Below are 12,997 nucleotides of genomic sequence, written 5' to 3'. Positions count from 1 at the left end.
TTTGAAGGTCAGCCATCTGATTGTTAAGAAAATCGTAGCGTTGTTTTGTTTCGGCGTATTCTTCGGGAGCCATAAGATTTACTGAGCCAAGCTCTTTCATTTTTGCGCGCGAGGAGGCAAGTTTTTCGCGCAGTACAGCCGGAGCGGTTGTAATGCTGAAAATACGCTCTTCAAACTCCATTAAATCTCTGGAATGGGTCTCCCTGAAATTCTCCTGAATGTTTTTTATTTCCATGTCGGACTGGACAAGCTCCAAATGAATCTTTTCCAGCGATTCTTGCACTTTGGAAAGCTCCAAAGTCCGCTTGTTAATCGTCTCTTTTTTACTGGCGACATTATCGTTTCTTTTGCGAATATCGTTTTCCAACTTTTCCAAATCGGAAGAATATGCTTTAGTCTTTTCCTCAATTCCCGCGATTTCTGTTTGAGCCGCCGTGATACGCTCATTAATTTCTTCCTGTCTTTTGCGGTACAAGGAAAGCTCGTCGCGGATATTTTTTAATAGCCCTTCCTGCCCTGACAATTCACGCCTGATAAGACGAGCTTGATCTTCGGCGGATTGGGCGCGGGCGTTCATTTGAGCGCGGTTAACTTTCAAGTCCTCAAGGGTTGCTCGGTATTCATTCATTTTCGCCATAAGATTGACGTTATCCTCACGCAGTTTTTTAATGCGTTGTCGCCTTTCTTCAATGCCGTCTTTCGCGTTTCTAATCTGCGTATCCAATGCGCGTTTCTTTGTGATAATTCCCTGTGGGGCTAAAAATTCATCAATAAAAACAGGTGAATGTTCGCGGTAATTGTTAAAAAGTTCTACGGCTTTGTTCGCGCTTTCCGAAGCTTCCGCAAAGTTGTTGATAAAAGCATCCTTGTCGGAAAAGAAAGTCTTTAGGCGGTTAAGCGTTTCGCGTAAAGCTTCTTCCGCATTCTTGCGTTCCGCCGCAGAATAGCCCGCTTTTTTAAGCCCTGCGTCCAATTCTTCTACAATGTCGTCTGTTATTTTTGCAAGGTCTTTTTCAAAGGCGGCAAGTTCTTTTTCTATGTCGTGAATCTCATTTTCCGCCATGTGCGAATCTTTGTCGTTTTCGCTTATGCGTCCTGCGGCAAGTTGGATATTTTCCTCAAAAGAGCGGATATTTTCTTCTATGTTTTCGCACTGTTTTCTAAGGTCTTGAACAACTGCGTCCTGTCCTTCGGCATCGGCGTTTAGTTCCGTTATTTTTTGAACAGCTTGCTTTTCGCGTTCTTCGTTTTGACCGATTTTAACTTTATTTTCACCACGCTGTTCGTTAAACAGACGCACTTCGTTTTCTCTTGCATTTTTTTCAAGAGCAAGACCATAGATATTTTTTTGAAGTTCCACAAGCCGCGCTTCCATGGAGTTTACTTCGTCCATGTGCGCTTCCAAAGCTTTGTTTTCCGCTTCCATTTCCGCGCGTATCCTGTCGCGGTCTTGTGTTCTGCGTCTTAATGTTTCGTTTTTTTCGTCTCTTTCATACTTGAATTGTTTTAAGCGTAAAAGTTGTATGTCCAATTCATAGTTAAAAATTTCATCGCGGAGTGTGCGGAATTTCATCGTTTTTTCAGATTGTATTTTTAAACTGTCATGGGCGCGTTTTACCTCGTTCAGTATCAAATCAACCTGACGCACATTTTCCTCAGTTTTGGCAAGGTTACGCTCTGCCTCCGCTCCCCGTTCCCTGTAGCGTGTAATGCCCGCCGCTTCTTCAAAAAGATAACGCCGTTCTTCCGGTTTAGACGAAAGTATCTGATCTATTTTTCCCTGTTCCATTACCGAGTAGGCGGTCTTGCCTACGCCGGTGTCCCAAAAAAGCTCCCGTATGTCTTTAAGTCGAACCTGTGTCCCATTGATAAAATACTCACTTTCCCCGGAACGGTACAATCTGCGTTTGATTTCAATTTCCGGCATATCCATTGGCAGAAGCCCTGTTTCGTTTGCGATAGCTAGAGTAACTTCTGCCACATTGAGGGGTTTTCTGGCTTCCGTCCCGCCAAAAATAACGTCTTCCATTTTTTCGGCACGAAGTGATTTTATCGCGTGTTCGCCCAAGACCCATTTGATCGCGTCAACTACATTGGATTTTCCGCAGCCGTTTGGTCCCAGAAGGGCAGTGATGCCGTCGTTAAATTCTATATCAGTGCGGTCTGCAAAAGATTTGAAGCCGAGAATCGTAAGTCGCTTAAGGAACATAAATTAAAGCTGTCCTTCTTTCATAAATCCTGCGGAAAGCCGTTCAATCAATGCATCAACTTGTTTTTGATTCTTTAAACCGTAATTTTCAAGCGGTTCTGTTTCAAGTTGATCAAAACTGATATTGTTGTTTTCATATTCGCAGAACATATTAGCAAGATAAACGGTATCGATCAGATCTTTGCAATCAAAAGGCGCGGATTCAGGATCGTGATGATACCGTATTGCCGCCACTAATTTGTCCGGAAAATTCCATTTTTCGGCGATAAGAGCGCCAAGTTCCGCATGATTCATACCTGCGGAAAGATCTTCAAACGCCGCTATGGGAAGATTTTTATCGGTACAGAAACCTTTAATCTTATTTAAAAGATCGGGATGTACATTGGAGAAAACTATTTTTCCCATGTCGTGTAACATTCCACCGATATATACATCGTCCAAAAGAGCGGCATCGTTTTTGAAGTTTTTGACCAAATTGTACGCATAAAAAGCGGTTTTGTACGAATGTTCCCAAAGCTTCTTTTTATCGACAGTATCGTCGCCCAATATTTTCTGCGTTCCGTACGAATAAAGCAGGTTTTTTATTCCCTTTATACCGATCATTTTTACAGCGTCAGAAATATTATCAACTTTTTTGGATAACATATACTGCGCGGAGTTGACAATTTTTAACAGATCAGCCGTAAGAGCCGGGTCCATTGAAATTTGTCTTGCAATCATCGGCATATCGGAAGCGGGATCGTTAATAAGTTTTTGTATAAGTAAAACATTTTCCGGGAATTGCGGCAGGCTGTTAACATTCTCAACAATTTGTTCCGACAGAGCCGACATATTGTCTACCATTGTTTTATCAAGAGGGATAGAAATTCTGGCGACTGTTAAGTTTCCCTTTGCTTTAATTTCAAAAGCTTCGTCGTCAATTCCCATTTTTTTCAGCATAAGAACAAGGATTACAAGCCCAAGTCCCGCGCCTTCGGAATCATCAAGAACTTGAGATAACGCGTCTTCTAAGCTGTTAAATTGTCTGGAACGCGCCATTTTATCTTGGATTCGCAGTTGCTCCATTTTATTTGCGGAAACATTGTTGCGTATTTCTATAATAATAGTATTTCTTTTTACTTGTAAAACAACTTTTATATACAACCCTTTTTCTTTTTGTAATTGCAGATAATGGGCTATGTTGCCTATTGTATCTTCTTTAAAATCCTTCATTCCCAAAAGATAATCGCTGTCATTATTGATATCTAAACCGCGTTCCGTAAAGTATACTCGTTTTGTGTTGGCTTTTTTTGCGTTTACTACAAGCTCTTGAACACAATAAACTATATAATCCCTTAATTTCATTTGATTCATTTGGTGTAGAAACGAATCTATAACCTGCTCAATGTAAATTTCTATTTCTTTGGGGTGTGTATATGTGGTAATTGTCAGCGGAAGACCGGACTGTATGGCTTTTTTGATTTTATCTTCGTCCACAACCAGTTCGGGAGTAGAGCTCATAATTTTTTACCTACCTTACTAAATATTATTCATATTTTCCATATAGATCAAGATATCTGCCATTAAAACGCCGTTTCTAAGAAAAGAGTATGATTTGACACAATAGCGGTGTGTCAAAATGATACAGTATTAATGTGTTTTTTTGACACTGTGTCATTATCCCCGTAAATATAAATTATAGGTTTAAAACCCCCCTTAAAAACAACGTAAATACGTGAAATTTCACTTGGCATGGATATTGCTACTTGTAATGTATAAAGGTGGTGGATTATGAATAATGTAAAGAAAAGAAAAAATGGTTGTGACAGTCTTACGGTATATTTAAAAGAAATAAACCGTATCCCAGTGTTTACAAGAGAAGAAGAAGAAGCGACCGCTCGCGTGGCGGCGACCGGTAATAAAGAGGCAAGAGAAAAGCTTATTAACGCAAACTTGCGCTTTGTTATAACAGTGGCAAAAAAATATCAGGGACTTGGATTATCTCTGGAAGACTTAATTAGCGAAGGTAATGTAGGACTTATCAACGCTGCGGATCGTTTTGACGTAGAAAAAGGTTACCATTTTATTTCTTACGCAGTATGGTGGATACGTCAGGCGATTATAAGCGCTCTTTATGAAAAATCCAGAATGATAAGGCTTCCGGTAAATTGCGCCGCAGATCTTATCAAGATAGACAAAGCCGGCAAGATGATAGAAAAACAGGATTCACCGGAAGAAGAAATCAATGAAATAGCGGAACTTTTAAATATGGATAAAAACCATATTAAAGAAATCGTCAATATTTCCAAAGAAATTCTTTCGCTGGATAACAACTCTAACAATCAGGTTCAGCCGTTATTGGAACTTATTGAAGACAAACAGTATCAGTCCCCCGAAAAACACGCGGAATATGTCTGCATGAAAGACGATCTTAACAATATGCTTGATACATTGGATAAAGACGAAGCTGAAATTATTCGCTGTCATTACGGGCTTGGACGGAAAGAAATGTCATTAAACGAAATTGGCGCTTGTTACAATCTGAGCAAAGAGCGTATCCGTCAGATAGAAGAAAAAGCCATTGCAAGGCTTAGAAACCCAAAACGCGCCGATCAATTAAGGGGGTATGTGGCATAATTTTGATTTATCATGTATAAAGTAATTAATGAAAAAAAATATTTTATCGGTAACGGCAATCATAATTATGGTTGCTGTTATTGCGTGTAAGACTGTAAAGCCTTCGTTTCAGGAACCTGATTTAGTCGAAAAAGATTTGAATTTCGATAATACTGGAGATCTTCCCCTTATTCAACTTCCGTTAATAAGTGTGCCGGTTATGGTTATGGACAATGTTGATAATTCAAAAACCGAAATACTTGTTACAGTTAACGTTGAAAATCCTAATGTGTTTGAAATCCCGTCGCCCAAATTTTCCTATGATTATCAGTTAAATAAAAAATCTTTTATACGGGGAGTTATAGAGAACGAAACGACTCTTGCCCCGAATTCCGTAACGCCGATACAATTCCGTCTGGTGGTAAATTACGCGGATTATTACAGGAATCTTTCAACTTTTACGAATGCAAATACAAGAGAAATGGGCAGTTTACTTATTTTAATCTGTGATTTTAGGATTCCCGCTTTCAGCGGCGAAATTAGGCGGTTTGATGTTCCCGGCGCTTTCCCCATACGAAGATAAAAAAAACGCACCTAATTAACAGGTGCGTTTAACCTCAATTTATTTTATTTAGTTATTGTTTTTTCATGGTTAAATTGTACTTTGGCTGATCGCTTCTTTCGATGTCCATTACAACATCGGTTTTTGGAAGGCTTGCCTTAAAAGAATATGATCTTTCCGCTTCAGGACATGTAAATGAAATTCCGGGCTGAACGCCGTCAACAAAAACTTTAAAATTCTGAATTGTTTTGCTGGAAAAGTCATAAAGAACGCTTCCATCGGTACTGCTCAGGATTCTAATATTGTTTGATGAAAACTCCCAAACAGCATCCCAATTGGGATCAAGCCATTTTCCTACCGGAAATGTTCCCAATTTGATTGTTTGCCCGAATACTACAGTCGCCGCAAACAGTAAAACTAATACAATAAGTAACTTTTTCATGTTTTATCTCCTTTTCGTGTTGATTTTAGCCAGTATAACAAAAAGTTTTAGTAAAAACAATATTATAAAAGAGGGTTTTTTCAAAGTATGGCGTAATACTTAGTTATTTTTTGGTATTTATCCTGTATTTCTAGCGTTGACATAATGCTTTTATACTAATAAACTTAATATATGAATATATCCACATATACAGTTAAACCGAAGCTTCCGCCAGACTTGAAGCCTTTGGAGGAGATAGCCCGAAATCTCTGGTTATCATGGAATTATGACGCAGTGCAGCTTTTTATCAGGTTAGATTATGACTGCTGGCTTGCGTCCGAACAGAGTCCCGTGCGGACATTGGGCATGGTTAGTCAGGAAAGGCTTGCGCAAGCCGCAAAAGACGATTCCTACTTGGCGGCGCTCAAGGAAGTATATGACAGGTTTCAGCGCTATAAAAAAGGCGAAACCTGGTACCGCGGCAGCCATAAAGACGTGGTAGCGTATTTCTCTATGGAATACGGAATGGATGCTTCCCTGCCTATTTATTCAGGCGGTCTTGGAATCCTTTCCGGCGACCACATGAAAACTTCTTCGGACTTGGGTCTGCCCCTTGTCGGTATCGGGCTTTTGTACAGACAGGGTTATTTTAAACAGATGCTGAACGCCGACGGTTTCCAGCAGGAAAGTTATCCTGAAAACGACTGGTACAATATGCCTGTCGAAAAGAAAAACGGCAAAGACGGACAGCCTTTAAAAATTTCCGTAGATTTGGCAGGCAGACAGGCAGTCGCCCAAATTTGGGAAGTTAAAGTAGGACGTTCCTCACTGTACTTGTTAGATACAAATATCGAAGAAAACGCGCAGGATATAAGAAACATTACCTCGGCACTTTACGGCGGCGATAAAGAAACTCGTATACAGCAAGAAATACTGCTTGGCATAGGCGGCATACGCGCGTTACGCGCACTTGGAATAAATCCTGCGGCTACTCACATGAACGAGGGACACGCCGCTTTTATGGGGCTTGAGAAGATTCGTGAAATTATGAGCGAGATGAACTTTTCTTTTGATGAAGCGCGCGAAGCGGTTTGGCCTACAAACATTTTTACTACCCATACTCCTGTTCCGGCTGGAAACGAGCGTTTTGATATTTCCATGATGGAAAAATATTTCCGTTCATGGCCCCAGGTTCTTGGTATTTCATGGAAAGATTTTTTGGGTCTTGGCAGAATTAATGTAAACGATGAACATGAAACTTTCTGTTTAACTGTTCTTGCGTTAAAAATGGCGGCTTATGCCAACGGCGTCGCGAAACTTCACGGAGTAGTATCACGCGATATGTGGAAAGGGTTGTGGCCCGGACTTCCGCTTAACGAAGTTCCAATCCATCATGTTACAAACGGTGTTCATACGCGCACATGGATTTCTTCCGGTATGCTCGATCTTTTAGACAGATATTTTGGTCCTAAGTTTGAAGACAGACCTACAGAACTGAATATTTGGGAACGCATGGATCGTATCTCCGATGAAGAATTGTGGCGCACCCATGAACGCCGTCGCGAGCGTCTTGTCGCTTTTGTGCGGGATCGTATCCGCGAGCAGTATAAACGTACAGGTGCGGTAGAGCGACGGGTTCGTCAGGCGGAAGATGTTCTTTCACCTTATATGCTTACTCTTTGTTTTGCGCGCCGATTTGCAACTTATAAACGCGGCAATCTGCTTCTTCGCGATCCTGAACGCCTTTTACGGTTGATCAGGGATAATGATCGTCCTATTCAATTAATTTTTGCCGGTAAAGCGCATCCGCATGATATGCCCGGTAAAGATTTAATTCGCGATATAATTCACTTTGCCGAAAAATACGATGTTACAAACCGCATAGTATTTGTTGAAAACTACGACATGAGCGTAGCTAAATATTTAACATCTGGCGGTGATGTGTGGCTTAATACCCCGCGTCGTCCCATGGAAGCGTCCGGCACAAGCGGCATGAAGGCGGCTATGAACGGCGTTCTTAACTGTTCAATTTTGGACGGCTGGTGGGACGAAGCCTACAATGCTCAAGTCGGCTGGGCAATCGGTCATGGTGAGCAGTACAACGATGAGAAACTTCAGGACGATATTGAAAGCAAAGCGCTGTACGATTTATTGGAACGCGAAATTATTCCGATGTTCTACGACAGAGGACGCGACGGTCTTCCGCGCGAATGGATAAAAATGATGAAAGACTGCATGAAACAAATAGGGCAGTCGATGGCGTCTCATCGTATGTTGATGGATTATTCAAATCAATTTTACTTTCCCGCGCTTAAAAATTACCGACGTTTCAGCAAAGACGGTTATGCCGAAGCAAAATCACTTGCGGCGTATTTTAGCAAACTACAGCAATCATGGGCAAATCTGAAAATAGTAAAAATTGATTCCAACGCCAAACCTGTAATGCAACGCGGAGATACGCTTACTGTAACAGCCTACCTTGATTTAGGCAGTGTTTCGCCAAACGATTTGCAAGTTGAATTGTATCATGGCACTGTATCAAACCAGAACAGAGAAATTTCCGACGCAAGAAAAGTAGAAATGAAGTGGCTAAAGAGCGAAGGCAATTTAAATCTGTATCAGGTTCGCGTTGAATGTACAGATACGGGAATGCAGGGGCACACAGTGCGTATCCTGCCGAAACACGATGCGTTGCTATACCCGTACAGAAGCGGCTTTATTAAATGGGCGTAATAATTTAACCTGAGCAGTTTGCTCGGGAAAATAGGCAGTACCTGATAACCTGCCATAAAAAAACAGGAGTTCTTTATGACCAAACCTATCTCTTTTAAGTACCTTGATGTTGTTGCGTCATTCTTTGTTGTTATCCTTGTAGTCAGTAACATTGCGTCTTCGGCAAAAATTGTCGATCTTGGTATCTCTCTTTTTTCAATCCCGCTTGTTTTTGACGGCGGGACGATTTTGTTTCCGTTTGCCTATGTACTGGGCGATGTCTTAACGGAAGTCTACGGATTCAAAACGGCGCGGCGTGTCATTTTTACAGGATTTGCGGCATTAGTGTTAACCACTTTGGTTTTCTTTGTATTGGGAAAACTGCCGTCGGAAGCAAACTGGTCGGCGGAAACAGGCGGAGATACCGCATTTAACGCCCTTCTTGGTGGAATAAGTTACGGCGGCATTGTGCTTGCAAGTCTGTCCGCCTATCTTGTAGGAGAGCTTTCCAACGCCATGATACTTTCAAAGCTGAAAGTAAAAATGAAGGGGCGTATTCTATGGATACGCACAATCGGCTCTACGCTGGTTGGCGAATTTCTGGATACGGCGATTTTTGTACTGATAGCAAGCATTGCCGGAGTCTTTAGTTGGGAAATTTTCTGGTCGCTTGTTTTAACGAATTATATACTGAAATGCGGAATAGAAGCGGTTGTTACTCCCTTTACTTATTGGGTATCAGGGTTTTTAAAACGGAAAGAAGGTATTGATGTTTATGATGAATAGAGATAACTTATAACATCAAGGAGAAGTTTCTTATGAAAAAGTTATTTTTTGTTCTTATTGTGTTTGGTATTGCAGGGACGTCTTTATTCGCATGGGAACCGCAAGATCTGACAAAATTTCCTCCCGGTCAGGACGCAAAAAGCTGGATTTTAAACTTTGGTGTTGGATTCCCTGACTTTTATAGGTTTAAAAAAGATTATGTATATATTCCGCCTATACGTTTATCGTTAGATCGAAATATCGAGATAGGAGATAATAAGCTTCCGTTTTTTGCGGGAGGTATTTTTGGTTATTCAGGATATGGCTGGAAAGGATATGTTAGTCATGACTTTTCCCTTGGCGGACGTTTTGGCTACCATTTTAATTGGGATGTAAAAAACCTTGATACCTATGCGGTTACTACGGCGGGTTGGATATTTTATTCAGGGTGGCGTGATAGCGACTATCTAGGCTGGCCCTTATGGGGTGTAAGTTTAGGAGCGCGTTACTTTGTAAATGAATGGTTTGGTTTCTGGACAGAGACAGGATATAATACAAATTATTTTAATTTAGATATAGGCTTTGCGTTCAAATTTTAATTTACAGTTGTGCTCAACCGCCTAATATTTCGTAGAGTCTTTCTAAATCTTCCATTGAGTAATAGTCGATATGTATTCTGCCTTTGTTCAGGTCTCCTTCGATAACTACTTTTGTTCCTAATTTGCCGATAAATTTTTCTTCCATGGCGTTTACTTCGGGCGGACGTTTTGGAGACTTGCCGCTGTCTGCTTCTTTTGCGGTTTTTGCTTTGCCTGATTTTTCGTTATTTATTGCGGTTGCCCGCTTTTCTGTTTCCCTAACCGAAACTTCGCCGGCAAGTATTTCCTTGTAAAGTTTATCCCTCAATTTTACATCGGTTACAGATAACAACGCCCTTGCGTGTCCTGAGCTTACTTTTCCGTCTTCTATGCTTTTTTGAATTTCAATGGGTAATTTAAGAAGCCTAAGCGCGTTTGCGACGGTTGATCTGTTTTTTCCCATTCGCATCGCAAGCTCGTCTTGCGAAAGATTGGAAAAGTCCATAAGGTTCTTAAAAGCCGCCGCTTCTTCAATCGGGTTTAAATCGCTACGCTGAATATTTTCGATTAATGAAATCTCAAGCTTTTTTTGATCTGTATAATCGCGGATAATTACGGGGACTGCGGAAAGCCCTGCAAGTTTTGCGGCGCGCGTTCTGCGCTCTCCAGCGATGATGATGTAAGTGCCGTCCCCGGCGTTTGCCGCGATGATTGGCTGTATAATGCCGTAAGTTTTTATTGAGTCGGCTAATTCCTGAAGTTCTGTCTCGTCAAAATTTTTACGGGGCTGACCTGGGTTCGGGACAAGTTGGTTTATCGGCAACTGAACAATGTCCTGCGCTTTTTTACCGGGCTCGCTTGCGGTAGTTTGCACCGCAACTGGCGCGGCGTATGATTCGCTGTCGTCGTTATTTTCCAATAAGGCGTCTAGCCCTTTTCCAAGTCCGATTCTGCGCGCCATTTATTTCCCTCCCCTGCGGATAATTTCCTGCGCAAGAGAGTGGTATGCTCTTGCTCCGGGGCATTGCGGGTCGTAAAGAGAAATAGGCATTCCATAAGACGGTGCTTCTGAAAGACGGATGTTTCGCGGAATGATAGTATTTAAAACCGCTTCTTTATAAATAGCGCTTACCTGTTTAATAACATCGTTGGCAAGCCTTGTTCTTGGGTCGTACATTGTAAAAAAAATGCCGCCGATTTTTAAAGACGGGTTAAGTCCTTTTTGAATAAGTTTGGTTGTGTGTAAAAGCTGTTTAAGCCCCTCCATCGCAAAGTATTCGCACTGCATGGGGATAAGCACCGAATCCGCGGCGGCTAATCCGTTCATTGTAAGTTGTCCAAGGCTGGGAGGGCAATCAATCAGTATAAAATCATAACTGCTCTTTATTGGAGTAAGGACTTTTTTCAGGAAAAAATTACGCTCTTTTTGGTCAATTAACTCTACCGCCGCGCCTGAAAGATCGATGCTTGCCGGAATTACATCCAATTTTTTGACGGCGGTTTTTTTTATCGCCTGTTCCGCCGTTGCCGTACCGGAAAGCAATTCATAAATTCCAGGCTTTAGCGGTTTAGCGCCTATGCCGCTTGAGAGGTTAGCCTGTGCGTCAAAATCAACCAAAAGGACGTTTTTTCCGGCTTCCGCTATGTATGCCCCGATGTTTATTGCCGAGGTAGTCTTACCAACGCCGCCTTTTTGGTTTACAAAGACACAAATTTGTCCCATAAACAAAATGTAGCAAAAAATGAAACTTTTATCCAGTCTGCCTGTTTAGAATAGGGGCATCGGGGTAATTTTGAAAGGGCGATTTTATGCCGATAATTATAAAATGAGAGTAATTTTACCATTACTGCTGATATTTATCACATTTAATGTTTTTGCCGCTCCTCTTGAGAGCGGATACGCCCTTGCGCCCAAGGCGACAGCTTCGCCGGAAGACAAGACAAGAGTTTATCAGGACTTGCGAGAGAAGGTAATTGAGACGGCAAAAAAATATGAAGGAATCCCATATCGTTACGGCGGAATGACAATCAGCGGGCTTGATTGCTCTGGCTTTCTCTGCCTTGTTTTTAAAGAAGCATTAAATGTCGCTCTCCCCAGATCGGCGTCTGGGCTTTATTCGTGGGTGGAGAAGACAACTTTTGATAAAGCGCAACCCGGCGACTTTTTATTTTTTAAAACCGATTTTTCCGGCAAGATAACCCATGTCGGTCTGTATCTGGGAGAACGGCGTTTTATTCACTCGGCTTCTACGGGACCAAAGACAGGGGTAATTTATTCAAGCCTTGATGAAAAATACTGGGCAAATTCTTATGTCGGGGCAGGACGCGCTTTCCCTGAAACGGCGTCAAACATTAAAGGTAATAATAATTCTATGGCGGGAGCTTCCAGCGCAGGCGGGAAAGGGAGCAAAAGTAGCGCTGGTACAAACACTGGTACAAACACAAGTACAAGCGCAAGCGCAATTAAGCCGGCTTCTTCTAAACAGGGAAGCAGAGACGCGCGGCTTTTGGTAGGAGTTGCGTTTGCGCCAATATGGAATGGTTTTATATTAGACGGCGATATGTTTCGCGGCTTTACTTCCCAGTTAGGTATTAACGCGGATATTTATCCGTTTGGATTTCAGATGATTTTCGGTCTTGAATTAAGACCGGAATATGACGGAGGTCTCGGCGTATTTCGCTTACCTATAACATTTTCCTTTGGACCAAATGACAAGATAAGGCTCTTTGCTGGACCCGTTTTCAGTTTTGGCGATGCTTCACTTTCCATTAAAGGTAACAAGCGCTATTACTCAGGCGGAACAAGCTGGTTTGGTACGGCGGGAATAACCTTATCGCCCTTTGTTTTTAAATCATCAGCCGGAGAGATCGCTCCTTATGTCGAAGCCGCATGGCAGTCGTATTACAGTGATAACGCCGATGTTAATGTCGCTGCGGACTTTTCCGCAAATTTCCGTTTTTCAACCGGAATCAGATGGTTGATAAAAGTTTTATAATTATTGCTTTTGCGCCGCGTTTAATTATTAGCCAAGTATCTTTGCTATTTTTTCAAGCAGTTCTTTTTTTGCGACGGGCTTATGTATAAACGTTCCTATTTCTTCCGCATGGCTTATGTCTTTAGGATTGTCCGATACCGAGTAGATTGCTATTGGAAT

11 protein-coding genes are annotated in these 12,997 nt (G+C 41.8%); 6 read left to right on the top strand and 5 right to left on the bottom strand.

The window, feature by feature from the left end; translation table 11 throughout:
* Positions 1-2,209, bottom strand: a 2,209-nt coding sequence (locus ACYVTD_RS06235; protein WP_461246925.1) for a chromosome segregation SMC family protein, incomplete at its 3' end; no start/stop codon positions are given.
* 3 nt (positions 2,210-2,212) lie between these two features.
* The gene (locus ACYVTD_RS06230; RefSeq protein ID WP_461246924.1) at positions 2,213-3,709 is read right to left on the bottom strand and encodes an HDOD domain-containing protein; all 1,497 of its coding nucleotides are present in this window, start codon (positions 3,707-3,709) and stop codon (positions 2,213-2,215) included.
* A 270-nt stretch (positions 3,710-3,979) separates the two neighbouring features.
* Here ACYVTD_RS06230 and ACYVTD_RS06225 point away from each other — a divergent pair, with 270 nt between their 5' ends.
* Together ACYVTD_RS06225 and ACYVTD_RS06220 are read left to right on the top strand one after the other, a co-directional pair.
* Positions 3,980-4,825, top strand: a complete 846-nt coding sequence (locus ACYVTD_RS06225; RefSeq protein ID WP_461246923.1) for a sigma-70 family RNA polymerase sigma factor — start codon at positions 3,980-3,982, stop codon at positions 4,823-4,825.
* 28 nt (positions 4,826-4,853) lie between these two features.
* Entirely contained in the window at positions 4,854-5,387 is a 534-nt protein-coding gene (locus tag ACYVTD_RS06220) for an LEA type 2 family protein (RefSeq protein WP_461246922.1), read from the top strand.
* A 52-nt stretch (positions 5,388-5,439) separates the two neighbouring features.
* Here the strand turns inward: ACYVTD_RS06220 and ACYVTD_RS06215 are convergent, their stop codons facing one another.
* The gene (locus ACYVTD_RS06215) at positions 5,440-5,808 is read right to left on the bottom strand and encodes a hypothetical protein (protein ID WP_461246921.1); all 369 of its coding nucleotides are present in this window, start codon (positions 5,806-5,808) and stop codon (positions 5,440-5,442) included.
* Positions 5,809-5,979: 171 nt separating this feature from the next.
* Here ACYVTD_RS06215 and glgP point away from each other — a divergent pair, with 171 nt between their 5' ends.
* The 3 genes from glgP (at position 5,980) to ACYVTD_RS06200 (ending at position 9,863) form a co-directional block, all read left to right on the top strand.
* A complete protein-coding gene (glgP, locus tag ACYVTD_RS06210) occupies positions 5,980-8,520 on the top strand; it encodes an alpha-glucan family phosphorylase (RefSeq protein ID WP_461246920.1) in 2,541 nt (846 codons plus the stop codon).
* Between the two features lie 75 nt (positions 8,521-8,595).
* Entirely contained in the window at positions 8,596-9,285 is a 690-nt protein-coding gene (locus tag ACYVTD_RS06205) for a queuosine precursor transporter (protein ID WP_461246919.1), read from the top strand.
* A 32-nt stretch (positions 9,286-9,317) separates the two neighbouring features.
* On the top strand, positions 9,318-9,863 hold the full coding sequence (locus ACYVTD_RS06200) for an outer membrane beta-barrel protein (RefSeq protein ID WP_461246918.1): 546 nt from the start codon (positions 9,318-9,320) through the stop codon (positions 9,861-9,863).
* Between the two features lie 13 nt (positions 9,864-9,876).
* Here ACYVTD_RS06200 and ACYVTD_RS06195 read toward each other — a convergent pair whose 3' ends face one another.
* Positions 9,877-10,803 carry a ParB/RepB/Spo0J family partition protein gene (locus ACYVTD_RS06195; protein WP_461246917.1) on the bottom strand — a complete coding sequence of 309 codons (927 nt, stop codon included), beginning with the start codon at positions 10,801-10,803 and terminating at the stop codon, positions 9,877-9,879.
* Positions 10,804-11,565, bottom strand: coding sequence for a ParA family protein (locus ACYVTD_RS06190; protein WP_461246916.1), 762 nt, complete (start codon positions 11,563-11,565; stop codon positions 10,804-10,806).
* A gap of 103 nt (positions 11,566-11,668) precedes the next feature.
* Here ACYVTD_RS06190 and ACYVTD_RS06185 point away from each other — a divergent pair, with 103 nt between their 5' ends.
* On the top strand, positions 11,669-12,838 hold the full coding sequence (locus tag ACYVTD_RS06185; protein WP_461246915.1) for a C40 family peptidase: 1,170 nt from the start codon (positions 11,669-11,671) through the stop codon (positions 12,836-12,838).
* The last annotated feature ends 159 nt before the right edge of the window (positions 12,839-12,997 follow it).

It is taken from the genome of Treponema sp. R6D11 (assembly GCF_054786075.1).
This window is presented reverse-complemented; position numbering and strand designations above follow the sequence as displayed.

Bases quoted from the DNA above. Each gene is read 5' to 3' on its own strand.
- ACYVTD_RS06230 (WP_461246924.1), bottom strand. From the start codon at position 3,709: ATGAGCTCTACTCCCGAACTGGTTGTGGACGAAGATAAAATCAAAAAA.
- ACYVTD_RS06225 (WP_461246923.1), top strand. From the start codon at position 3,980: ATGAATAATGTAAAGAAAAGAAAAAATGGTTGTGACAGTCTTACGGTA.
- ACYVTD_RS06220 (WP_461246922.1), top strand. From the start codon at position 4,854: ATGAAAAAAAATATTTTATCGGTAACGGCAATCATAATTATGGTTGCT.
- ACYVTD_RS06215 (WP_461246921.1), bottom strand. From the start codon at position 5,808: ATGAAAAAGTTACTTATTGTATTAGTTTTACTGTTTGCGGCGACTGTA.
- glgP (WP_461246920.1), top strand. From the start codon at position 5,980: ATGAATATATCCACATATACAGTTAAACCGAAGCTTCCGCCAGACTTG.
- ACYVTD_RS06205 (WP_461246919.1), top strand. From the start codon at position 8,596: ATGACCAAACCTATCTCTTTTAAGTACCTTGATGTTGTTGCGTCATTC.
- ACYVTD_RS06200 (WP_461246918.1), top strand. From the start codon at position 9,318: ATGAAAAAGTTATTTTTTGTTCTTATTGTGTTTGGTATTGCAGGGACG.
- ACYVTD_RS06195 (WP_461246917.1), bottom strand. From the start codon at position 10,803: ATGGCGCGCAGAATCGGACTTGGAAAAGGGCTAGACGCCTTATTGGAA.
- ACYVTD_RS06190 (WP_461246916.1), bottom strand. From the start codon at position 11,565: ATGGGACAAATTTGTGTCTTTGTAAACCAAAAAGGCGGCGTTGGTAAG.
- ACYVTD_RS06185 (WP_461246915.1), top strand. From the start codon at position 11,669: ATGAGAGTAATTTTACCATTACTGCTGATATTTATCACATTTAATGTT.